The 22,267-nt window shown below is 70.3% G+C and carries 18 protein-coding genes and 1 riboswitch; of the genes, 11 read left to right on the forward strand and 7 right to left on the reverse strand.

Going from position 1 to position 22,267, the window contains the following annotated elements; genetic code table 11:
* Positions 1-20: 20 nt before the first annotated feature.
* Positions 21-401 (reverse strand): phage holin family protein, encoded by a 381-nt coding sequence (locus ACLJTM_RS12995; protein WP_411103664.1) that lies wholly within the window; start codon positions 399-401, stop codon positions 21-23.
* 99 nt (positions 402-500) lie between these two features.
* Between ACLJTM_RS12995 and ACLJTM_RS13000 the strand changes: the two genes are divergently transcribed.
* The 4 genes from ACLJTM_RS13000 to ACLJTM_RS13015 all read left to right on the forward strand — a co-directional run bounded on the left by ACLJTM_RS13000 (position 501) and on the right by ACLJTM_RS13015 (position 2,806).
* Positions 501-818 (forward strand): cupin domain-containing protein, encoded by a 318-nt coding sequence (locus tag ACLJTM_RS13000; protein ID WP_411103665.1) that lies wholly within the window; start codon positions 501-503, stop codon positions 816-818.
* A gap of 142 nt (positions 819-960) precedes the next feature.
* Positions 961-1,188, forward strand: a complete 228-nt coding sequence (locus tag ACLJTM_RS13005) for a DUF5326 family protein (protein WP_411103666.1) — start codon at positions 961-963, stop codon at positions 1,186-1,188.
* Positions 1,189-1,513: 325 nt separating this feature from the next.
* On the forward strand, positions 1,514-2,260 hold the full coding sequence (locus ACLJTM_RS13010) for an IclR family transcriptional regulator (protein WP_411103667.1): 747 nt from the start codon (positions 1,514-1,516) through the stop codon (positions 2,258-2,260).
* 96 nt (positions 2,261-2,356) lie between these two features.
* Positions 2,357-2,806: an SsgA family sporulation/cell division regulator gene (locus tag ACLJTM_RS13015; protein WP_411103668.1), complete on the forward strand. Its 450-nt coding sequence runs from the start codon at positions 2,357-2,359 to the stop codon at positions 2,804-2,806.
* 8 nt (positions 2,807-2,814) lie between these two features.
* Here the strand turns inward: ACLJTM_RS13015 and ACLJTM_RS13020 are convergent, their stop codons facing one another.
* Positions 2,815-4,212: a YibE/F family protein gene (locus tag ACLJTM_RS13020; protein ID WP_411103669.1), complete on the reverse strand. Its 1,398-nt coding sequence runs from the start codon at positions 4,210-4,212 to the stop codon at positions 2,815-2,817.
* A 72-nt stretch (positions 4,213-4,284) separates the two neighbouring features.
* A riboswitch (TPP riboswitch) is annotated at positions 4,285-4,429 on the forward strand.
* Between ACLJTM_RS13020 and thiC the strand changes: the two genes are divergently transcribed.
* Positions 4,424-6,211: a phosphomethylpyrimidine synthase ThiC gene (thiC, locus tag ACLJTM_RS13025; protein WP_411103670.1), complete on the forward strand. Its 1,788-nt coding sequence runs from the start codon at positions 4,424-4,426 to the stop codon at positions 6,209-6,211. (Overlaps the previous riboswitch by 6 nt.)
* A 172-nt stretch (positions 6,212-6,383) precedes the next feature.
* The gene (locus tag ACLJTM_RS13030) at positions 6,384-7,448 is read left to right on the forward strand and encodes an aldo/keto reductase (RefSeq protein ID WP_411103800.1); all 1,065 of its coding nucleotides are present in this window, start codon (positions 6,384-6,386) and stop codon (positions 7,446-7,448) included.
* 83 nt (positions 7,449-7,531) lie between these two features.
* Here the strand turns inward: ACLJTM_RS13030 and ACLJTM_RS13035 are convergent, their stop codons facing one another.
* The 3 genes from ACLJTM_RS13035 to ACLJTM_RS13045 all read right to left on the reverse strand — a co-directional run bounded on the left by ACLJTM_RS13035 (position 7,532) and on the right by ACLJTM_RS13045 (position 11,069).
* Entirely contained in the window at positions 7,532-8,350 is an 819-nt protein-coding gene (locus ACLJTM_RS13035; RefSeq protein ID WP_411103671.1) for a hypothetical protein, read from the reverse strand.
* 158 nt (positions 8,351-8,508) lie between these two features.
* Positions 8,509-9,738, reverse strand: a complete 1,230-nt coding sequence (locus tag ACLJTM_RS13040; protein ID WP_411103801.1) for a metallophosphoesterase — start codon at positions 9,736-9,738, stop codon at positions 8,509-8,511.
* A gap of 215 nt (positions 9,739-9,953) precedes the next feature.
* Positions 9,954-11,069 carry a LacI family DNA-binding transcriptional regulator gene (locus tag ACLJTM_RS13045; RefSeq protein WP_411103672.1) on the reverse strand — a complete coding sequence of 372 codons (1,116 nt, stop codon included), beginning with the start codon at positions 11,067-11,069 and terminating at the stop codon, positions 9,954-9,956.
* Between the two features lie 361 nt (positions 11,070-11,430).
* Here ACLJTM_RS13045 and hisC point away from each other — a divergent pair, with 361 nt between their 5' ends.
* Complete coding sequence (hisC, locus tag ACLJTM_RS13050; RefSeq protein WP_411103673.1) at positions 11,431-12,510, forward strand: histidinol-phosphate transaminase; 1,080 nt, start codon at positions 11,431-11,433, stop codon at positions 12,508-12,510.
* Positions 12,511-12,638: 128 nt separating this feature from the next.
* Here hisC and ACLJTM_RS13055 read toward each other — a convergent pair whose 3' ends face one another.
* Positions 12,639-13,007, reverse strand: a complete 369-nt coding sequence (locus ACLJTM_RS13055) for a cyclophilin-like fold protein (RefSeq protein ID WP_411103674.1) — start codon at positions 13,005-13,007, stop codon at positions 12,639-12,641.
* A gap of 189 nt (positions 13,008-13,196) precedes the next feature.
* On the opposite strand from ACLJTM_RS13055, the gene ACLJTM_RS13060 reads away from it, so the two are divergent.
* Genes ACLJTM_RS13060 through ACLJTM_RS13075 form a run of 4 tightly spaced genes read left to right on the forward strand, consistent with a single transcriptional unit; the run spans position 13,197 to position 21,183 of the window.
* Positions 13,197-14,702 (forward strand): cytochrome ubiquinol oxidase subunit I, encoded by a 1,506-nt coding sequence (locus ACLJTM_RS13060; protein ID WP_411103675.1) that lies wholly within the window; start codon positions 13,197-13,199, stop codon positions 14,700-14,702.
* An 18-nt stretch (positions 14,703-14,720) separates the two neighbouring features.
* A complete protein-coding gene (gene cydB / locus ACLJTM_RS13065) occupies positions 14,721-15,722 on the forward strand; it encodes a cytochrome d ubiquinol oxidase subunit II (protein ID WP_411103676.1) in 1,002 nt (333 codons plus the stop codon).
* Positions 15,723-15,770: 48 nt separating this feature from the next.
* Positions 15,771-19,436, forward strand: coding sequence for a thiol reductant ABC exporter subunit CydD (cydD, locus tag ACLJTM_RS13070; protein ID WP_411103677.1), 3,666 nt, complete (start codon positions 15,771-15,773; stop codon positions 19,434-19,436).
* A 10-nt stretch (positions 19,437-19,446) separates the two neighbouring features.
* Positions 19,447-21,183, forward strand: a complete 1,737-nt coding sequence (locus tag ACLJTM_RS13075) for a GAF domain-containing sensor histidine kinase (protein ID WP_411103678.1) — start codon at positions 19,447-19,449, stop codon at positions 21,181-21,183.
* A 17-nt stretch (positions 21,184-21,200) separates the two neighbouring features.
* Here the strand turns inward: ACLJTM_RS13075 and ACLJTM_RS13080 are convergent, their stop codons facing one another.
* The gene (locus ACLJTM_RS13080) at positions 21,201-22,079 is read right to left on the reverse strand and encodes a Cof-type HAD-IIB family hydrolase (RefSeq protein ID WP_411103679.1); all 879 of its coding nucleotides are present in this window, start codon (positions 22,077-22,079) and stop codon (positions 21,201-21,203) included.
* Positions 22,080-22,267: the final 188 nt, after the last annotated feature.

Consider the following 22,267-nt stretch of genomic DNA (forward strand, 5'->3'; position numbering starts at 1 on the left):
AGGCCGGCCGGGCGGCCCGGTCAGTCCTTGTCGGGCAGGGCCAGGTTCACGGCCCAGGAGACGACGGAGATGATCAGGCCGCCGACGAGCGCGGTCCAGAAGCCGTCGACGTGGAAGCTGAGGTCGAACTGCTCGGCGAGCCAGGAGGTCAGCAGCAGCATCAGGGCGTTCACGACGAGGGTGAACAGGCCGAGCGTGAGGATGAACAGCGGCAGCGAGAGCAGCTTCACCACGGGCTTGACGATGAAGTTGACCAGCCCGAAGACCAGGGCGACCAGGATCAGGGTGAGCGTCCGCTTGCCGAGGCTGTTGCCGTCGTCGAGGGTGATGCCGGAGACCAGCCACACGGCCACGGCCAGGGCCGCGGCGTTCGCGAGCGTCTTGACTACGAAATTCGTCATGTGTCTGATCGTGGCAGACAAGATCCCGGTCGGACATCGGCAGATCAGCGGATGCCGAGCCACGAGGGGCACAGGACGAGCGCAAGGGGCACAACGACGATGAAAGCCTTCCGGTTGGACGAGCTCGAAGCGGAACGGATCGCCAACGACGGCGCGTACCTGCAGTTCGTGCGGGAGCGGAACATGTCGGTAGGGCTGTACGCCCTCGATGCGGGACAGAGCGATCCGCAGCAGCCGCACCGGCAGGACGAGGTCTACTTCGTCGTCAGCGGCAGGGCTTCGATCACGGTCGGGGAGGAGACGACGACGGTGGCGCGCGGCAGCGTGGTCTACGTACCGGCCGGCGTCCCGCACAAGTTCCACCACATCACCGAGGACCTGCGGGTGATGGTGGTGTTCTCCCCGCCGGAGGCCTGACGGCCCCCCGGGGTGAGGGTCGGTCCCCGGCTGCCCCTAAGGGGAGGATCAGGGGACTCCGGGGGCTTGGCGCAGCCCGTGGGGAGCTGCCGGCTCCTAGCATCGGAGGAAGGAAGACACCGGCGAGGAAGAGGTTGAGGACATGGACGGCATCCGACAGGTTTTCGCGGGCATGCCCTGGTGGGTCAAGTGGGTCGCGGTTCCACTGCTGGCGCTGTTCGTCTTCGGCGGCGTGATCACCAGCATCCTCAGTGCCCTGATCGGACTGGTCTTCAAGCTGCTCCTGTTCGTCGGCCTGGTCGCCGGACTGGTGTTCGTCGTGAAGAAGTTCAGCGGCAGCTCGGCCAAGTCCTCTTCAACGGACTGGTAGGAGTCCTGGGAAGGCCCCGCGCGAAAGCGCCGTCGAAGGCCCCCGTGGTGCCACCGGAGCGCCGCGCGCGGTTGCGCCAGGTGAGGGAACGTGGGGGCCGAAACCGCTCATACCCCGGGAACCGGCCGATAGAGTGGCAATCTGTGCCGGTCCCCTGGGCACCGGATGTCGGTACGACCGCACTGCCGTGAGGTCATGTAAGCGCAACTGCCGAGCACGACCCCAGGAGCCGCGGCACGTGCGGGGGGCGGCCCCCGCCGAGCGGGCCACCCCGGCCCGCCGCCACGCCTGGGGGTGAGCTTTGTCTTCGGTTCACAACGCCGGTGTGCCGACGCTGATCGGCTCGGTGCAGCGGGCGCTGAGGCTGCTCGAAGCGGTGGGATCCCATACCGGGGGAGCCCCGGCGAAACAGCTGGCCCGCGAGGCCGGGCTCCCGCTTCCGACCGCCTATCACCTGCTGCGCACCCTGACCCACGAGGGCTATCTGCGCCGGGAGGACGGTGTCTTCGTCCTCGGCGAGGCTGCGGCCCGTCTCGCCCGTGGGGGACTGCAGCAGAAACGTCGCAGCATGATCCTCGACTCCCTGGCGCACTTCCGCGACGCCGTCGGCGCCCCCGTCTACTTCGCGGTCTACCGCGAGGGTGAGATCGAGGTCGTGGGCGTCTCGGACACTCCGGCCAACCCGGCGTGCGAGGAGTGGGCGGACTTCCGGGAGACCGGGCACGCGCACGCGATCGGCCAGTGCCTGCTCGGCCAGCTCGACGACCGGGCCCGCAAGGACCACTACGACCGGCATCCGGTTCAGGCCGTCACGCCCTACACGGTCGCCGACCTGAGGTCGTTGGAAGAGCGGATCGGCTCCCTTGGCCGGATGCAGCCGGTTACGGAGCGTCAGGAATACGTTCTCGGCACGGTGTGTGCGGCCATCCCCATTACGGCCGGCGATGCGGCCGCAACCATGGCGATTTCGCTCCCTTTGCACCAAGAAGCGCGATTGCCCTATGTAGTCGATCGGCTACGGAGTGAAGTAGGCGCGCTGTTGAGCACCCTTTCGTTCTCTATCAGTATCTGAAAACTCACTCCTTGTGATCTGGAAGCGGTTACACCACCCTTGTCAAGAGGGCGCTGGGGGACATTCCTGGCCACTTCCACTACAGCGGGGTAGGCAATGCGCGAGTCGGTACAGGCAGAGGTCATGATGAGCTTCCTCGTCTCCGAGGAGCTCTCGTTCCGGATCCCGGTGGAACTGCGGTACGACGCGCACGATCCCTACGCGGTCCGGCTGACGTTCCACCTCCCCGGAGACGCCCCCGTGACCTGGGCGTTCGGCCGCGAACTCCTTCTCGACGGCATCAACAAGCCGTGCGGCGACGGCGATGTGCACATCGCGCCCACGCACCCCGACGGGCTGTCCGACGTCCACATCCGGCTTCAGGTCGGCGGCGATCGGGCCCTGTTCCGGGCCAGCGCGGCGCCGCTCGTCGCGTTCCTCGACCGCACTGACCGGCTCGTGCCGCTCGGTCAGGAGCGCAACCTCGGGGACTTCGAGGAGAACCTCGACGTGGCCCTCGACAAGATCCTCGCCGAGTCCCGCCAGAACGAGCAGAACGCGGGCTGACGAAACCGTCAGCGCTTGCGCCGCCGCCCCCGGCCGCGGACGGGCCCGGCAGCCGGGCCGGTACCCGGGGCGGCGGCCCCCGGGGCCGCGGTGCCCGGCCGGTCGGCCGAGACCACCAGCGAGGCCAGCGCCGTGGTCACCGGCACCGAGGCCACGAGACCGATCGAGCCGACGAGCGTCCGGACGATCTCCTCCGCCACCAGCTCGCTGTTGGCCACCGCGCCCATGCTGCTGTTCGCGATCGAGAACAGCAGGAGGAGCGGCAGGGCAGCGCCGGCGTAGGCCAGCACCAGGGTGTTGACCACGGAGGCGATGTGGTCCCGGCCGATTCGGATGGCCGCCCGGTACAGGGCCCGGGGGCCCATTGAGGGGTCGGCCTGGCGGAGTTCCCAGACAGCCGAAGTCTGCGTGACCGTCACGTCGTCGAGCACACCCAGCGATCCGATGATCACTCCTGCAAGCAGCAGGCCGCTCATGTCGATGTTCGGGTAGAGCCCGTGGATCAGCCCCGTGTTGTCGTCCGTGTTGCCGCTGAGGAACGCCCAGTCGATGAACAGGGAGCCGAGCAGGCCGATCAGCAGCAGCGAGACGAGCGTGCCGAGGACGGCCACCGAGGTCCGGGCCGTCAGGCCGTGGCACATGTACAACGCGATGAGCATGATCGCGCTGGCTCCGACGACCGCCACGAGCAGCGGGTTGGACCCCTGCAGGATGGCCGGGAGGATGAACAGGGTCAGCACGGCGAAGCTGACGGCCAGCGCGATCAGGGCGAACAGCCCGCGCATCCGGCCGACGAGGACCACCGCCACCGCGAAGATGCCGGCCAGCAGGGCCATCGGCATCTTGCGGTTCACGTCGACCACGGAGTACTGCAGGTCGCGGGGAGCGTCGGGGGCGTAGGCGACCACCACCTCCTGGCCGTTCTCCAACTGCCGTGGTGCGCCCGGCTGAACGATCTCGACGAAGGTGCGGCCCTTGTCGGGGCCGGAACCGACCTCGACGGTGGCCTTCTTGCACTCGCCCGTCTCGGCGGCCTGCGCCTCGCGGCCCTGCGGGGTGGAGGTGTCCCCGGTGGCCGGCACCTGCGAGGCGTTCACGGACTTGCAGTCGACCTGCTGGAGCGAGACCACCTTGCCCTGCTGCGTCTGGCGGTCGAAACCGACACCGCTGCGCTCGTGGGCGGGGGCGCCGCCGGGCCACAGCACCGCCATGCCGACGAACACGGCCGTCGCGAAGGGGATCAGCACCGCCGCGATGACCTTGCGCAGGTGCTTGGAGACGGGCGCCGCCGGGCCATGGCTGTGGCTGTGGCCATGGCCGGAGGCGTGTCCATGACCGGCGTGCGCGTGGCCCGTGGGGTCAGGGCGGTCAGAGGGCAGGGTGGGGGGCTGCGGCGATGACGTCACCAACCGATCATCGCAAGAGATGAGGGAGCCCACTGTTCAGCACGCCACAGATGACGCTAGCGTGGGGGCACCTTTGCACAACGCGGGAGCTCGGAGCACCGGGCTGAGAGGGCGCTGATCACCGTACGCGGTCAAGAACGCGTACGGGAAGAGGCTGCGTCGACCGCCGAACCTGTTACCGGGTAATGCCGGCGTAGGGAGATCAGGTCTCATGACCATTCAGGACGCACGCACGCCTGCCGTCAGCCAGGACGCCGACGGCGGTACCGAGCGCCAGCCGGGCTGGCACAAGGGGTACCTCGCGGGCTCCCGGCCCGACCTCCGGGTGCCGGTCCGCCAGGTCCACCTCACCAACGGCAAGGACGTGACGCTCTACGACACGTCCGGGCCGTACACCGACCCCCGGATCGAGACGGACGTGCGCCGGGGCCTCGCCCCGCTGCGCGAGAACTGGATCATCAGCCGCGGCGACACCGAGGAGTACGCGGGCCGCCCCGCCCGCCCCGAGGACGACGGCATCAAGCACACCTCGCCGCGCGGTGGCCTCAAGAACCTCGACGCCGTCTTCCCGGGCCGGCCCCGGCAGCCCCGGCGGGGCCGCGGTGGCGCCGCCGTCACGCAGCTCGCGTACGCCCGCCGCGGTGAGATCACCCCGGAGATGGAGTACGTCGCGATCCGCGAGAACGTCTCCCCCGAGGTCGTCCGTGAGGAGATCGCCGCGGGCCGCGCGGTGCTTCCGGCGAACGTGAACCACCCGGAGATCGAGCCGATGATCATCGGCAAGCGTTTCCTGGTGAAGGTCAACGCCAACATCGGCAACTCCGCGGTCACCTCCTCCATCGAGGAGGAGGTCGACAAGATGACCTGGGCGACCAAGTGGGGCGCCGACACGGTCATGGACCTCTCGACGGGCCGCAACATCCACACCACCCGCGAGTGGGTCCTGCGCAACTCCCCGGTCCCGATCGGCACCGTGCCGCTCTACCAGGCCCTGGAAAAGGTCGACGGCCGCGCCGAGGACCTGACCTGGGAGATCTACAAGGACACGGTCATCGAGCAGGCCGAGCAGGGCGTCGACTACATGACGGTCCACGCCGGCGTGCTGCTGCCGTACGTGCCGCTGACCGCCCGCCGCAAGACGGGCATCGTCTCCCGCGGCGGCTCGATCATGGCTGCCTGGTGCCTGGCGCACCACCAGGAGAACTTCCTCTACACGAACTTCGAGGAGCTCTGCGACATCCTGGCGACGTACGACGTCACCTACTCGCTGGGCGACGGCCTGCGCCCCGGTTCCATCGCGGACGCCAACGACGAGGCGCAGTTCGCCGAGCTGAAGACGCTGGGCGAGCTGAACACCATCGCCAAGCGCCACAACGTCCAGACGATGATCGAGGGCCCGGGCCACGTCCCGATGCACAAGATCAAGGAGAACATCGACCTACAGCAGGAGATCTGCGAAGAGGCGCCGTTCTACACGCTCGGCCCGCTGACCACGGACGTCGCGCCGGCGTACGACCACATCACCTCGGGCATCGGCGCAGCGATGATCGCCTGGTGGGGTACCGCGGTGCTCTGCTACGTGACGCCCAAGGAGCACCTGGGCCTGCCCAACCGCGACGACGTGAAGACCGGCGTCATCACGTACAAGATCGCAGCGCACGCCGCCGACCTGGCCAAGGGCCACCCCGGCGCCCAGGAATGGGACGACGCCCTCTCCGACGCGCGGTTCGAGTTCCGCTGGGAGGACCAGTTCAACCTGGCCCTCGACCCCGACACGGCCCGCGAGTTCCACGACGAGACCCTTCCTGCCGAGCCTGCCAAGACCGCGCACTTCTGCTCCATGTGCGGTCCGAAGTTCTGCTCGATGAAGATCTCGCAGGACATCCGCCGCCAGCACGGCGGCGACCTCAAGGCCGACGAGATCCAGGCGGGCATGGCGGAGAAGTCCGCCGAGTTCGCGGCCTCGGGCAACCGGGTGTACCTGCCGCTGGCCGACTGACCCCGGCAACGGGCGCTGTCCTGGGGGCGGGAGGGGGCTCCCAGGGCAGCGTTTCGGCATGCGCCGACGTGCGCGCCGGCCGCGGCCGGGCGACCGCCCATGTGGCCAGGAGTGGCCACCCCCGGGTCATGTACGGGAGTGAACTCCGAGATCTACAGTCGGCCTCATGACCATGCGATACCGAATACTCGGCGGGACCGGCATCGAGGTGAGCACCCACTGCCTCGGCACGATGATGTTCGGAGCGGTGGGGAACCCGGACCACGAGGACTGCGCGCGGATCATCCACGCGGCCCTCGACCAGGGCATCAACTTCGTCGATACGGCCGACATGTACTCCGGTGGGGAAGCCGAGGAGATCGTCGGGAAGGCGCTCCGGGGCCGCCGCGACGAGGTCGTGCTCGCCACCAAGGTGCACTTCCACATGGGCGAGGGAGAACCCGGTCAGGGCCGCAACCGCAGCGGAAACTCGCGTCGCTGGATCGTCCGGGCCGTCGAGGAGAGCCTGCGCAGGCTGGGGACCGACTGGATCGACCTCTACCAGGTGCACCGGCCGGACCCTTCCACGGACATCGAGGAGACCCTGTCCGTCCTCGGTGATCTGGTGCGGGCGGGCAAGATCCGGGCCTTCGGCTGCTCGGCCTTCCCCGCCGAGGAGATCGTCGAGTCGCACCAGGTGGCCGAGCGCCGGGCGTTGCCGCGCTTCCGGACGGAGCAGCCCCCGTACTCGATCCTGGCCCGCGGCATCGAGGCCGGCGTGCTGCCGGTGGCCCAGCGGTACGGCATGGGTGTGCTGACCTGGAGCCCGCTGGCCTCGGGCTTCCTCAGCGGGAAGTACCGCCTGGGCCAGCCCGTCGACCTGACCCGGGGCCGGGCGGCGCTGATGCCGGCCCGCTTCGACCCCTCGATCCCGGTCAATGTCGCCAAGCTGGAAGCCGTCGAGCAGCTCGTCGAACTCGCCGACTCCCTCGGCTGCACCCTGCCGGAGCTGGCCGTGGCCTTCCCGGTGGCGCATCCCGCGGTCACCTCGGTGATCATCGGTCCGCGGACCATGGAGCAGCTGGATTCCCTGCTCAAGGGCGCCGCGCTGATCCTCGACGATGCCGCGCTGGACCGGATCGACGAGATCGTCCCGCCCGGCCACAACCTCTACCGCGCGGACGGGGCATGGCTGCCGCCCGCCCTGGCCGATGCCTCCCTGCGACGCCGGCCCCTCGGGGACCGGGCCGCCGCCTAGTGCGGTGACAGGCCGCTGTGCTGGAACGCCTCACCGGATGTTTCACGTGAAACACCGTGCGCCCTGCCCAGCGGCCGTGCCGGTCAGCCCGGCTCGTGCTCCGGCCCGCCGAAGTCCGGGCTGGTGAAGTCCGGCGCGGAGTAACCGGGCCGGGGTCCCTGGGACGCGGTCCCGGGGCTGGTGAAGTCGGGCCGCGAGTACCCCAGGTTGGGGATGCGCCCGGCCCCGGGCGTACGCGGGGTCGGATAGCCCGTTCCGGCGGTCGGATCGGCCAGGGCGTCCCGTAGGAAGGGCATGATGCCCCGTTCCAGCAGGGCGTGCCGCCAGGCCTCACGGGCGCGGGCCACCTCGTCGGGGACCGCTTCCGTCTCGTCGGCGGCCACCTCGGTCGAACTGTTGCGGACCGCCGTCACCAGCAGCCCGATCACCGCGAACACGAGCGCGGCCACGGTGAGGGCCCCGAAGAGCCAGCCGGCCGTCAGCATGGTCTGCGCGAAGGCGGGTTCGGGCTCCACCATCTTCAGGAGATAGCCCACCAGCAGGAATATCAGCATGGCGGTGCCCGCCAGGACCGGCGCGAGCACCGCGACCACGGCGCTGACTCCCACGCCGTCGCCGCTGTCCTGCCCGTCGTCCTGCTCCCCTGTCCCCCCGGGGGTGGACAGGAGCTCGTCACGGCGTTCCGCGCGGATCTTCACGTAGTGCTCGTACTCGGCCGCGGCGGCGGCCGTCAGCAGCGCACTGGCCCCCATGGCCATCGTGCGCAGCTGCTCGGCGTTCAGCCGCTCGCCGAGCCCCACGAGCTCGGGCCGGTCGGGTGCCGAACGCAGCGCCCCCTCGAGGAGCCGGTCGAACTCGGGACGGTCTTCGGTCAGCAGGTGCGGAGCGCTGGTCATGTGCATCCCCCGATGCTCCGTGGAAGCCGGTATGCCCGCGTAGACCCGGGCGCCGGCACAAACGGAGGAGAGCCTGCTACGGATAGAGCGATGGTAGAGCGCACACACCACGGGGTGACAGGGGCTTTCAGGAAATAGCCCCGGGTGAGAACGGTGAGTAATCCTCAGCCGTTCAGCGGAAGTTGCACCACGAGCAGTTTGCCGGCCATCGTCACGCCGCCGTCCATGGCGATGGCGAGCCCTTCCGCGTACACGTGGGGGCCGTCCACCGCCTCCGGACCGCGTGAGGCGTCGCCGTCCTCGGTGCCCACCTCACCCAGCAGGTAGGGGATGGGGCTGTGGCCGTGCACGACCCGGCTGCCGCCGTAGGTGTCGAGCAGCTCGCGTACGGCCTGCGGTCCGGTGCCCTCGTCGCGGAAGGCGAAGCGCTTGGTGAACTTGCGGAAGAGGTCCCAGGTGATGTCCGCGTCATTGCGGTTGAGGAGCTCGTGGATGGTGTCGTTGACGTCCTCGACGGAGTCCCCGTAGTCGAGGTACGCCGTGGTGTCGGAGTGCAGCAGCAGGTGGTCCTCCGCCAGGACGGCCGCGTCCAGCCGGGACATCCACTGGAGGTGGACGTCCTGGAGGCGCTCCATGTCGCTGCGCTGGCCGCCGTTGAGGAGCCAGGCGGCCTGGAAGGTGGCGGTTCCGGCGCCGGAGGACACGGGGGTGTCGCCGAACCGCTTGGCGCCGATGAGCAGCAACTCGTGGTTGCCCATGAGGGCTTTGCAGTAGCCGCCTGCTGCGGCGGCTTCGGCGGACAGGCGCATGACGAGGTCGATGACACCGATTCCGTCGGGACCGCGGTCGGTGAAGTCGCCGAGGAACCAGAGCCGGGCGTTGCCGGCGGACCAGCGCCGGTCGGCGTCGATCAGGCCCTGGGCCTGGAGTTCGGTGACGAGCTCGTCGAGGTAGCCGTGGACGTCGCCCACCACGTAGAGCGGGCCGGGACCGGCCGCCTCCGCCGCGTCCGGGGGGACGTAATGGACCTGGACGGTGTCGCCGGGGCCGCCGAGTGCGCCGCGGCCGATGACGGGCAGGTCGCGCTGGGTGGGCGTGTACCCGTCGGGGTCGCCCTCCTCGGGGTCCTCGCCCGTCGCGTGCTCGGGTTCACTGCCCTGCGGCGGGGCCGGGACCATGTCGGCTGCCGGCGCGTAGTGCGGCTGCGCGGGCACCGAGGGCACGCCCTCGTCGTAGTACGCCGGGTACGCGCCGTACACGGGCGGCTCGCCGGGCATCCCGGTGGATACGGCATACGGGGCGGGTTCGTTGACCGGAACCCGGAAGTCCCGCAGCGTCTCCGTCCGCATCGCGGGTCCCTGACCGGCCCCCTGAGTCATCGACCCCTCCACCACCGTCGCGCTGCCGTACACCTGCGGACCCTCCTGACCTCCGAAGCGGAGGGTCCGTGATGTCGTGCGCCCATCATAGGAATGCGGTTCGCGCTCTGTGACGCACCAGGGGTGGTGAATCCTTTGCGGAGCCGTTCCTTCCTACCGTTTTCACCCGATATCGGTGGTGCAGAAATCTTCAGCGGGCTTTCTCTCGGGCTGGTGGGGCGGTGTGGAACTCAATCCTTGGCCGGTGACCGGGGTGGACTGACCGTCGTCCGCGGCTGCCTGCGCTGCGAGGAGGTGCGGATGATCAGCTCGGTCGGGACCACCTGTTCGACGGGGCGGCCGGTGTCCACCCCTTCGATCGCGTCGATCAGGAGCTGGACGACGGCGGTGCCGATGCGGCGCGGCTTGAGGGAGAGCGTGGTGATGGGCGGTTCGGTGTTGGCGTACACCGTGGACTCGCTGCAGCACACCAGCAGCAGGTCCTCGGGCACGCGCAGTCCGTAGCGCCGCGCGGCGGCCAGCAGGTCGGTGCCGTTGGGGTCGAAGAGGCCGTAGACGGCGTCCGGACGGTCGGGCCGGGCCAGCAGACGGTCGGCGGCCACGGCGCCCGCGCAGGGGTCGTGGGCGGGGTAGGACTCGTAGACCGGGTCCTGCCCGACGCGCTCGCACCAGTCGAGGTAGGCGGTGGTGGAGAGCCGGGTGTACGTGTCGGTGGTGGTGCCGGTCAGCAGCCCGATCCTGCGGGCGCCGGCGGCGGCGAGGTGGTCGAGGAGGCCCAGGACGGCGGCCTCGTGGTCGTTGTCCACCCAGGCGGTGACGGGGAGCGAGCCGGCGGGGCGGCCGTCGGAGACCACGGGCAGGCCCTGGCGGACGAGTTCGCTGACGACGGGATCGTGGTCGGAGGGGTCGATCACGACGGTGCCGTCGAGGGCGACGTTGGACCACACGTCGTGGCGGGAGGTGGCGGGGAGGATGACGAGGGCGTAGCCGCGGGCCAGCGCGGCCGAGGTGGCGGCCCTGGCCATCTCGGCGAAGTAGGCGAATTCGGTGAAGGTGAAAGGTTCATCCCCGTACGTCGTCACGGTCAGGCCGATGAGGCCCGACTTTCCGGTACGGAGGGTGCGGGCCGCGGCGGAGGGGCGGTAGCCCAGCCGGTCGGCGACCTCGCGGACGTGGCGGCGGGTGGCGTCGGGCAGCCGTCCCTTGCCATTGAGCGCGTCGGAGACGGTCGTGATGGAGACGCCTGCCGCGGCGGCGACATCCCTGATGCCGGCCCGGCCCTGTCGGCCCGTGCCCCGCCGCGTGGTCTCGGTCCGGCTCACCTGATGCTTCCCTGCTGCTGTCATGGCGAGCCGATAGTAGGGCTCGGTGGGGCGGGTGGTCCGGGTGCATATGCACGCGTTGACAGGCAGGTTTCTGCATGGTTCGCCACCCCCAATGACCTTGGAAACGAAGCCATTTGGGTGTTCGCTCCCCCAGTGGCCCTTGTCGGCGGGTAGGAGCATGCCAAAACGGGGCCGCCCCGCGACGTTCGCAACTCACCTTCACGAGGGACGCGCGCCACGGCGCAGGCCACCGGCGCGCGCATATATGCGCGCGCTCCCCCGCATTCCAGGCGCCCCCATTCTCGGGAGGACGGAATCCTCATAAGGTGAGCAGTATTGAGTCGACGGCGACGTCGGACGGGACGGTCGAGGAGGACCTGCGGTGAGCGAGAACAGCCCGAAGCTGCGCGCCGAGCTGGACGGCATTCCCACATACAAGCCGGGCAAGCCGGCGGCCGGGGGCGGGCCCGTTGCCTACAAGCTGTCCTCGAACGAGAACCCCTACCCGCCGCTGGCCGGAGTGCTGGAGACCGCGGTCGCGGCCGCGGGGAGCTTCAACCGCTACCCGGACATGGCCTGCACGGGCCTGGTGAACGAACTCGCCGAGCGGTTCGGGGTGCCGGCCGCGCACATCGCCACCGGCACCGGCTCGGTGGGCGTGGCCCAGTCGCTGATCCAGTCGACGGCCGGCCCGGGCGACGAGGTCATCTACGCATGGCGTTCCTTCGAGGCCTACCCGATCATCACGCAGATCTCGGGGGCGACCTCCGTACGGGTCCCGCTGACGGACGGGGACGTGCACGACCTGGACGCGATGGCCGAGGCGATCACCGAGCGGACCCGGCTGATTTTCGTCTGCAACCCGAACAACCCCACCGGCACCGCCGTACGCCGTGCCGAGCTGGAACGTTTCCTGGACCGGGTGCCGTCCGACGTCCTTGTGGTGCTGGACGAGGCCTACCGGGAGTTCGTGCGCGACACGGACGTGCCCGACGGCATCGAGCTGTACCGCGACCGCCCGAACGTGGCGGTGCTGCGCACCTTCTCCAAGGCGTACGGACTGGCCGGCCTGCGGGTGGGCTTCGCGGTGGCGCACGAGCCGGTGGCGGCGGCGCTGCGCAAGACGGCGGTGCCCTTCGGGGTCAGCCAGCTCGCCCAGGACGCGGCGGTCGCCTCGCTGCGTGCCGAGGACGAGCTGCTCGGCCGTGTCGGGGCGCTGGTCTGCGAGCGCAACCGGGTCCACGAGACGCTGCTCGCGCAGGGCTGGACGGTCCCGGACACCCAGGCCAATTTCGTGTGGATGCGGCTCGGGGAGCGGACCGCCGAGTTCGCGGAGGCCTGCGAGAAGGCCGGTGTGGTGGTCCGGCCCTTCGCGGGCGAGGGCCTGCGGGTCACGATCGGTGAGACCGAGGCGAACGACCTCTTCCTGCACACGGCGGAGGCGTTCCTCAAGCAGATGTAGTGCTGCGGGGCCGTTCCCGGGAACCGTCGGGAACTCCGCGCGGGTCGTCCGGTCCGGTCAGGTCTCCCGGTCCGGACGTTCGGGGTGGGGCTTCCCTCGGGGGTGGGCTTCCCTCGGGGGCGGGGCTCCTATGCGAGCTCGACGCGGATGGGGTCTCCGTCGCGGACGGTGGCCAGCAGGCGGGGGTCGCCCTCGAACGAGCCGAGCACGTTGCACGGGCTCGCCAGGCGGCTCTCGCCTCCGCGCGAGATGGGGGTCGGTCCGTAGGGGAGCGCGAGCGCGTCGCCCTCGGTCCAGAAGGCGACCGTGCCGGGGGCGACCACCTGCTGTGCGTCGTGCTCCAGCGCCACCGAGATGCCGGTGTCGAAGTAGACCTCCTCGCCCCAGGTGTTCGCGGAAGCGGAGATCGGCAGGGCCTCGGCCAGCGCTTTGCTGGTCGGGGTCGCGTCGAGGGTTGCGGTGAGCTGGCCGGCGGGCCAGGAGATTCGTATCTGCATGAGCCGCATTCAACAATCTGTTGAATGCGTTGGCTAGAGGGGGCCCCGCTGGAAGATCTCGGACACCTGTGCGCCATAATGCTTGTGAATGTGAACGCGTTCACAAGCGTGCACCGTTCCTCCCGTTTTGGGTGGGACGCAACAGGCAGACTGCCGCTGTGACCACGGCGACCCGAAGGAGATGACGACGTGGAGCTAGCTTTGGCGCCGGAGACCCTGGCGCGATGGCAGTTCGGTATCACCACGGTCTATCACTTCTTGTTCGTCCCGCTGACGATCTCCCTCGCCGCGCTCACGGCCGGCCTGCAGACCGCGTGGGTCCGTACCGAGAACGAGAAGTACCTCAGGGCCACAAAGTTCTGGGGAAAGCTTTTCTTGATCAATATCGCGATGGGTGTCGTCACCGGCATCGTCCAGGAGTTCCAGTTCGGAATGAACTGGTCCGACTACTCGCGCTTCGTCGGTGACATCTTCGGGGCGCCGCTGGCCTTCGAAGCGCTGATCGCCTTCTTCTTCGAGTCCACCTTCATCGGCCTGTGGATCTTCGGATGGGACAAGCTCCCCCGGAAGATCCACCTGGCCTGCATCTGGATGGTGTCCATGGGCACCATCCTCTCCGCCTACTTCATCCTCGCGGCCAACTCCTGGATGCAGCACCCGGTCGGCTACCGCATCAACGAGGAGCGCGGCCGGGCCGAGCTCACCGACTTCTGGCTCGTGCTGACCCAGAACACCGCCCTCACCCAGTTCTTCCACACCATCACGGCCGCCTTCCTGGTCGGCGGGGCGTTCATGGTCGGCATCGCCGCCTTCCACCTGGCCCGCAAGCGGCACATCCCGGTGATGCGGACCTCGCTGCGCCTCGGCCTGATCGTCATGATCATCGCCGGTATGGGGACGGCCATCAGCGGAGACCTGCTCGGCAAGGTCATGTACAAGCAGCAGCCGATGAAGATGGCCGCCGCCGAGGCACTCTGGGACGGCGAGGCGCCGGCGCCCTTCTCCGTCTTCGCCTACGGAGACGTCGACGAAGGACACAACAAGGTCGCGATAGAGATCCCGGGCCTGCTGTCCTTCCTGGCCAACGACGACTTCACCTCCTTCGTCCCGGGCATCAACGACGTCAATGCGGCGGAGCAGGAGAAGTACGGCCCCGGCGATTACCGGCCCAACATCCCGGTCGCCTACTGGGGCTTCCGCTGGATGATCGGCTTCGGCATGGCCTCGGTCGGCGTGGGCGCCCTGGGCCTGTGGCTGACCCGTAAGAAGTTCCTGCTCCCGCCGGGGCTGCGTACCGGGGAGGCCGAGGTCCCGCACCTGGTCCTGTTCAAGAGTGCGCTGAGCCCCAAGTTCACGCAGTGGTACTGGGTCCTCGCCCTGTGGACCATGGGCTTCCCGCTCATCGCCAACTCCTGGGGTTGGATCTTCACCGAGATGGGCCGCCAACCATGGGTGGTCTACGGAGTCCTGCGGACCCGTGACGCGGTCTCGCCGCACGTCTCCCAGGGAGAGGTGCTCACCTCGATGATCGGCTTCACGCTGCTCTACGCCGTGCTGGCCGTGATCGAGGTCAAGCTGCTCGTGAAGTACATCAAGGCCGGACCGCCGGAGCTCACCGAGGCCGACCTCCAACCGCCCACCAAGATCGGCGGGGACGACAAGAACCCCGACCGGCCGATGGCCTTCTCCTACTGAGGCTGAGGGGACCACACCATGCAGCTCCATGACGTCTGGTTCGTGCTCATCGCCGTCCTGTGGATCGGCTACTTCTTCCTGGAGGGCTTCGACTTCGGGGTCGGCGTCCTGACCAAGCTGCTCGCCCGCGACCGCACCGAGAAGCGGGTCCTGATCAATACGATCGGGCCCGTCTGGGACGGCAACGAGGTCTGGCTGCTGACCGCCGGCGGTGCCACCTTCGCTGCGTTCCCGGAGTGGTACGCCACCCTGTTCTCCGGCTTCTACCTCCCGCTGCTGGTCATCCTGGTCTGCCTGATCATCCGCGGCGTCGCCTTCGAGTACCGGCACAAGCGCCCGGAGGACCGGTGGCAGACCAACTGGGAACACGCCATCTTCTGGACCTCGCTGATCCCCGCGTTCCTATGGGGCGTGGCCTTCGCCAACATCGTGCGCGGAGTGAAGATCGACCGGGACATGGAGTACGTCGGCACCCTCTTCGACCTGCTCAACGTCTACTCGCTCCTCGGCGGCCTCGTCACCCTCACCCTGTTCACCTTCCACGGGGCGGTGTTCACCTCGCTCAAGACCGTGGGGGACATCAGGGACCGCTCGCGCACGCTGGCCAACCGACTGGGCGCGGCGACCGCCGTGCTGGCCCTGGTCTTCCTGACCTGGACCCAGCTCTCGCGCGGTGACGGCAAGAGCCTGATCGCGATGGTCGTGGCCGTGGCGGCGCTGGTCGCGGCCCTCGGCTTCAACCTGGCGGGCCGTGAGGGCTGGTCCTTCGCCCTGTCCGGGGTCACCATCGCGGCGGCCGTCGCCATGCTCTTCCTGACGCTCTTCCCGAACGTCATGCCGTCCTCGCTGAACGACGCCTGGAACCTCACGGTCACCAATGCCTCGTCCAGTCCGTACACCCTGAAGATCATGACCTGGTGTGCGGCCGTGGCCACCCCGCTCGTCCTGCTCTACCAGGGATGGACGTACTGGGTGTTCCGCAAGCGCATCGGCACGCAGCACATCGTCGACGCGCACTGAGCTGCTCGTGACCCGCCTGCCGGTCCGGTCCGGCCCGCTCCCTCGGAGATGTTTCACGTGAAACCGATCGACCCGCGTCTGCTCCGGTACGCCCGCTCCACGCGCCTGTTCCTGGGCGCGGTGGTCGCGCTGGGCCTGGCAGGGGCGGGTCTGGTCGTCGGCCAGGCGATGCTGATCGCCGAGATCGTGGTCGGCGCCTTCGAGAAGGGCCTGGGCGGCGAAGCGCTCGGGACACCGCTGCTCCTGCTCGCAGCGGTGGCGCTGGGTCGCGGTCTGGTGGCCTGGCTGACGGAGCTGGCCGCACACCGGGCGGGTGCGGCGGTCAAGTCGGAGCTGAGGGGGCGGCTGCTGGAGCGCGCCGCGGACCTCGGCCCGGGCTGGCTCACCGGGCAGCGGACCGGATCCCTGGTGGCGCTGGCCACCCGGGGGGTCGACGCTCTGGACGACTACTTCTCCCGCTACCTGCCCCAGCTCGGGCTGGCGGTCGTCGTGCCGGTGGCGGTACTGGCCCGCATCGTCACCGAGGACTGGGTGTCGGCGGCCATCATCGTGGTCACACTACCCCTGATCCCCCTGTTCATGATCCTCATCGGGATGGCCACCCAGTCCCGGATGGACCGTCAGTGGCGCCTGCTGTCCCGGCTCTCAGGGCACTTCCTGGACGTGGTGGCGGGCCTCCCGACGCTGAAGGTGTTCGGGCGGGCCAAGGCGCAGGCCGAGTCGATCCGCAGGATCACCGACGACTACCGGCGTGCCACGATGCGGACCCTGCGCATCGCCTTCCTCTCTTCCTTTGCCCTGGAACTGCTGGCGACCCTCTCGGTGGCGCTGGTGGCCGTCACCATCGGCATGCGACTGGTCCACGGGGAACTGGACCTCTACACGGGCCTGGTCATCCTGGTCCTGGCGCCCGAGGCCTACCTGCCGCTGCGGCAGGTCGGGGCGCAGTACCACGCTGCCGCAGAGGGCCTCTCGGCCGCGGAGGAGATCTTCGCCGTACTGGAGACCCCGGTGGCGCCGACCGGTACGGCCGTGCTTCCCGCGGGCGCCCCGCTCCGGATCGAGGTCGACGGGGTCGCCGTCCGCTACGACGGGCGCGGCGAGGACTCGCCCGGGCCGGTCTCCCTGACGGTCCGGCCCGGGGAGTGCGTGGCCCTCACCGGCCCCAGCGGGGTGGGCAAGTCCACCCTGCTCCAGGTGCTCCTCGGGTTCGTGGCCCCCACCGCCGGACAGGTCCGGATCGCCGGAGTGGACCTGGCCGCCCTGGCGCCGGAACAGTGGCACGAGCGGATCGCCTGGGTTCCGCAGCGGCCGCACCTGTTCGCCGGGACCATCGCGGAGAATGTACGGCTGGCGCGCGCCACGGCCTCCGATGCCGAGGTGGAGACGGCCCTGCGGGACGCCGGGGCCCGGGAGTTCGTCTCCGCGCTGCCCCGCGGGGCGCAGACCCTGCTGGGTGAGGGCGGCGTGGGCCTGTCCGCCGGGCAGCGCCAGCGCCTGGCCCTTGCTCGGGCGTTCCTCGCCGACCGGCCGGTCCTCCTCCTGGACGAGCCCACGGCTGCGCTGGACGGGGAGACCGAGGCCGGGATCGTGGATGCGGTCCGGCGACTCGCCGTGGGACGGACCGTGCTGCTGGTCGTGCACCGGCCGGCGCTGCTCGCCGTGGCCGACCGGGTGGTCGCCCTGCCGCAGGCAGGCGCCAACGGGACGGAGCCCGTAGCCGGCCGTACCCGCCCGACCCGCTCCGCCGCGGGTGCCGCGGCGGCTGCCGGGACCGCGACGGCTGCCGGGACCGCGGCGGCCGGCGGAATCGCGGCGGCCGCCGGGACCGTGGTAGGTCGCGACCCCGGGGAGTGGATCCTCGGCTCTGCGCCCGAGAAGGCGCGCTCCGCGGGCGGGACGGATGCGGGCGGCGCGGACCCGCTGCGCCGGGTCCGCGCCGTGGCCAAGGCCTGGCAAGGCCGGTTCCGGCTCGGCCTGCTCCTCGGCGCGCTGGCCGTGGGGTGCAGCGTCGGACTGATGGCCGTGTCCGGCTGGCTCATCTCCCGGGCCTCCGAACAGCCCCCGGTGCTGTACCTGATGGTGGCCGTGACAGCCACCCGCGCCTTCGGAATGGGCCGGGCGGTGTTCCGGTACGCGGAGCGGCTCGTGTCGCACGACGCCGTCCTGCGGATGCTCGCCGACCTGCGGGTGTCGGTGTACCGGAGGCTGGAGCGCATCGCGCCCGCCGGGCTGCGCGAGCACCGGCGCGGAGATCTGCTGGCCCGACTGGTCGCCGACGCGGACGCGCTGCAGGACTACTGGCTGCGCTGGCTCCTGCCGCTGGGCACCGCCGTGCTCGTCGGCACCGGATCGGTCGCCTTCACCGCCTGGCTGCTGCCCGAGGCCGGCGTCGTCCTGGCCGGCGGACTGCTGGCCGCCGGGATCGGGGTACCGCTGGTCAGCGGAGCCTGTGCCCGCCGGGCCGAACGCCGGCTCGCGCCCGCCCGGGGCGAACTCGCCACCCGCGTGGCCGACCTGCTCACCGGTACTCCGGAGCTGACCGTCGCCGGAGCGCTCGCGGACCGCAAGGACCGCACCCGGCAGAGCGACGCCGCCCTGACCGGCATTGCCGCCCGCGGGGCAGTCGCCACCGGGCTCGGAAGCGGACTGTCCGCGCTGGTGTGCGGGCTCACGGTGGTGGCTTCTGCAGCCCTCGCCGCGAGCGCCGTGCACGAAGGGAGGCTGTCGGGAGTGGCGATGGCCGTCGCGGTGCTGACCCCGCTGGCCGCCTTCGAAGCCGTCAGCGGACTGCCGCTCGCCGTCCAGTACCGGCAGCGGGTGCGGCGCAGCGCCGAGCGGGTCTACGAGGTCATCGACGCCCCGGTCCCGGTCGCCGAGCCGGAGCGGCCGCAGGCCGTGCCCGCCGAGCCCTTCCCGCTGCGCCTGACGGGGCTCGCCGTCCGGTACCCGGGCCAGGAACGGGACGCCCTGCACGGAGTGGACCTGACCCTGGAAGCAGGGCGCCGCGTCGCCGTCGTCGGCCCCTCCGGCTCGGGCAAGACCACGCTGGCGCAGGTCCTGCTGCGCTTCCTGGATCCGGACGCGGGCACGTACACGTTGGGCGGTACGGATGTCCGCGGCCTCGACGGCGACGCGGTGCGGACCGTCGTCGGCCTCTGCGCCCAGGACGCCCACCTCTTCGACAGCTCGGTACGGGAGAACCTGCGCCTCGCCCGGCCCGGGGCGGACGAGGCACAGCTGCGGGACGCCCTGGCCGGTGCGCGGCTGCTGGACTGGGCCGACGGACTGCCGGACGGGCTCGACACCCTGGTCGGCGAGCACGGTGAGCGGATCTCCGGAGGCCAGCGCCAGCGGCTGGCCCTGGCCCGGGCGCTGCTCGCCGACTTCCCCGTACTCGTCCTGGACGAGCCCGCCGAGCACCTGGACCTGGCCACGGCCGACGCGCTGACAGCGGATCTGCTGGCCGCGACCGAGGGACGCACCACCGTGCTGATCACACACCGGCTGGCCGGTCTTGAGGCGGTCGACGAGGTCCTCGTCCTGGAGGACGGAACGGTCGTGCAGCGCGGCGCGTACGCGGAGCTGGCCGCGGCGCAGGGTCCGCTGAGGCGGTTGCTGGAGCGGGAGAGGGAAGCGGACGCAACCACGACGGGCTTCGATTCCGAGGGAATCCCCGTGCTGCAACTTTCGCCACTAAATGGGACTAACTAGGCTCAAGGGCATGTCAGTGCAGGAGTCGCCCCAACCGTCGGATCCATCGCACGGAACGCCGGACCCCCTGGAGGCCGCCACCCAGGCCACCAGGAGTCTCCAGGGCCTGTCCACCGAGCTCACCGCCCGGGTGCCACAGCTGCTGGAAGCCATGAGGTCGGTCGGTACCGGCCTAGAGCTGCATTCGACGCTGGACCGCATCTGTGAGACCGCGGCCGAGCTGGCAGACGCCCGGTACGCGGCGATCGGGGTGGTGGACACCGAGGGCCGCGGGCTCTCGGACTTCGTCACCTACGGCCTCGGCTCCGAGGTGGCCCGTCAGATCGGCCGCCGACCCGACGGCAAGCGGGGGCTGCTCGGCGCGCTGATCTCGCACCCGGACACGGTGCGCCTGGCCGATCTGACCAAGGACCCGCGCTCGGCCGGCTTCCCGGCGCACCATCCGCCCATGCGGACGTTCCTCGGTGTCCCGATCAAGGTCCAGGGGGAGATCTTCGGCAACCTGTACCTCGCCGAGAAGAACGGCGGCGGCCAGTTCAACGACTACGACGTGCACATGGTGCGCGTCCTGGCCACCGAGGCCGGCATCGCCATCGGCAACGCCCGGTTGTACGAGGCCGCCACCCAGCGCGAACGCTGGATCGACGGTTCCGTGGCCGTCACGACCGCCCTGCTGTCCGGGGGTGACGCCGACGACGCCCTGGTGGTGGTCGCCGAGCAGGCCCGCCGGCTTGCGGACTCCGCCGCCGGGATCGTGCTGCTGCCGGCGCAGGAGGGCGGGATGGAGATCGTCGCCGTCTCCGCGGAGAACGTGGCCACCTCCCTGGGCGTGGTGATCCCGGCCGAGAGCCCGGTGGTGGACAAGCTGCTGCACGGCGAGCCGGTCTTCGTGGACGATGCTGCCTCCGATCCGCGGATGATCAGCAAGATGACCAGCCAGTACGGGCCCTGCATGATGCTGCCGCTGCACAGCGGCGGCCGTGTGCTGGGGGCCTTGGTCACTCCCCGGAGCCGCGGCCAGCGGCCTTTCACCGAAGCCGAGAGGACCCTGGCCACGCAGTTCGCCTCCCAGGCCGCTCTCGCCCTGATGATGGCCGAGGCCCAGCGCGACCGGGAGCGGTTGGCGGTGTTCGAGGACCGCGACCGCATTGCCCGGGACCTGCACGACCTGGTCATCCAGCGCCTCTTCGCCACCGGGATGATGCTGGAGGGTGCTCAACGCCGGTCGGTCGTCCCCGAGGTCCAGGACGGGGTGGGCAAGGCCGTGGACGAGCTGGACGTGACGATCCAGGAGATCCGGACGGCGATCTTCGCCCTGCAGCAGGGCCCCGCGGAAGCTCCGTCGGGCTTGCGCACCCGGGTGCTGCGGGAGATCAACATGGCTGCCGTCCCGCTGGGTTTCAAGCCCGCCCACCGCTTCCTCGGCCCGATCGACACGGTCGTGGGCGAACTGGTGGGCAAGAACCTGATCGCGGCGCTGCGCGAGGCCCTGTCGAACGCCTTCCGGCACGCCGAGGCCTCACGGATCGAGGTGGTGGTGGACTGCACCGTCACCCTGGCCGACGGCCGGCCCGGGGTACGGCTGGAGGTGGCCGACGACGGCGTGGGAATCCCCGAGGGCGGACGGCGCAGCGGACTGCGGAACCTGCGGCGGCGGGCGGAGTCCCTGGGGGGCGCGAGTTCGTACGGCCCGGGCCTCGGCGAGGACGGCGGCGGGACCACCCTGGTCTGGGAGGCCCCGCTCTAGTGCTGTGACCCCGTCGATCAGGCCGGGTGCTGTTCCCGCCCGGCGAGCCGGTCCGCGAGGATGCGCTCGATGACCGCGGCGACCCCGTCCTCGTTGTTGGGGGTGGTCAGGCCGGAGGCGGCGGCGATCACGTCGGGGTGCGCATTGCCCATGGCGTAGGAAGTGCCGGCCCAGCCGAGCATCTCGATGTCGTTCGGCATGTCACCGAAGGCGACCACCTCGGCGGGGGAGATCCCGCGCTCCGCGCAGCACAGGGCCAGGGTGCTCGCCTTGGAGACCCCCTGCCCGCTGATCTCCAGCAGGGCGGTGGGACTGGAGCGGGTGATCGAGGCGTACGCGCCGGCGGCCGAGCGGGCCAGTGTCAGGAACGCGTCGGGGGCTAGTTCGGCATGGTGGGCGAGCAGCTTGAGCACGGGAGCGGAGTCCTCGTCCGCGTCCTCGTCCAGCAGCTTCTCAGCGGTGGCGATGTTCGCCCCGGCGTCCTTGTAGAACGGCGGGTACTCGGGCTCGTAATTGATGCCGGTGGTCAGCTCGACGGCGAAGGACGTACCGGGGGCGGCGGCCCGCAGCGCGTCCACGACGGCGAGGGCCGCCGCCCGGGGAAGCGCCCTGACCTGCACGAACTCCCGTCCTGCATGCAGGTCGACCACCGCCGCGCCATTGGCGCAGATCGCCAGTCCGTGCCCGTGGACGTGGTCACTCACCACGTCCATCCAGCGCGCGGGGCGACCGGTGACGAAGAAGACCTCGGTCCCGGCCTCTTCGGCGGCGGCGAGCGCGGCGACGGTGCGGACCGAGACGGACTTGTCGTCGCGCAGCAGGGTGCCGTCGAGATCGGTGGCGATGAGCCGGGGTGCGGGGGTGGGCCCGTCCGGGCGCTGGGAAGCCGAGGTCACGCTCCATCTTCGCCCATGTGTCCGGAAGGCCGGACCATGATCGGAGAGACATGGCCGAGGGGCTGGTGTTTCACGTGAAACATCGGCTGGAGGACGCCGGGCGGGGCACAGGGGCGGCCCCTCCGGACCGTGACCGGCTCGCGGAATGCACCGGGCCGCGGTGGGGACGCGCGTACCGGGGGTCCACG

The sequence above is a fragment of the Streptomyces sp. cmx-4-9 genome (genome assembly GCF_046548835.1).
GTDB lineage: Bacteria > Actinomycetota > Actinomycetes > Streptomycetales > Streptomycetaceae > Streptomyces.

Coding starts and splice junctions, on each gene's coding strand:
- cydD (WP_411103677.1), top strand. CDS start 15,771: ATGTTTCACGTGAAACCGATCGACCCGCGTCTGCTCCGGTACGCCCGC.
- ACLJTM_RS13075 (WP_411103678.1), top strand. CDS start 19,447: ATGTCAGTGCAGGAGTCGCCCCAACCGTCGGATCCATCGCACGGAACG.
- ACLJTM_RS12995 (WP_411103664.1), bottom strand. CDS start 401: ATGACGAATTTCGTAGTCAAGACGCTCGCGAACGCCGCGGCCCTGGCC.
- ACLJTM_RS13000 (WP_411103665.1), top strand. CDS start 501: ATGAAAGCCTTCCGGTTGGACGAGCTCGAAGCGGAACGGATCGCCAAC.
- ACLJTM_RS13005 (WP_411103666.1), top strand. CDS start 961: ATGGACGGCATCCGACAGGTTTTCGCGGGCATGCCCTGGTGGGTCAAG.
- ACLJTM_RS13015 (WP_411103668.1), top strand. CDS start 2,357: ATGCGCGAGTCGGTACAGGCAGAGGTCATGATGAGCTTCCTCGTCTCC.
- thiC (WP_411103670.1), top strand. CDS start 4,424: ATGACCATTCAGGACGCACGCACGCCTGCCGTCAGCCAGGACGCCGAC.
- cydB (WP_411103676.1), top strand. CDS start 14,721: ATGCAGCTCCATGACGTCTGGTTCGTGCTCATCGCCGTCCTGTGGATC.
- ACLJTM_RS13030 (WP_411103800.1), top strand. CDS start 6,384: ATGCGATACCGAATACTCGGCGGGACCGGCATCGAGGTGAGCACCCAC.
- ACLJTM_RS13035 (WP_411103671.1), bottom strand. CDS start 8,350: ATGCACATGACCAGCGCTCCGCACCTGCTGACCGAAGACCGTCCCGAG.
- ACLJTM_RS13055 (WP_411103674.1), bottom strand. CDS start 13,007: ATGCAGATACGAATCTCCTGGCCCGCCGGCCAGCTCACCGCAACCCTC.
- ACLJTM_RS13045 (WP_411103672.1), bottom strand. CDS start 11,069: ATGACAGCAGCAGGGAAGCATCAGGTGAGCCGGACCGAGACCACGCGG.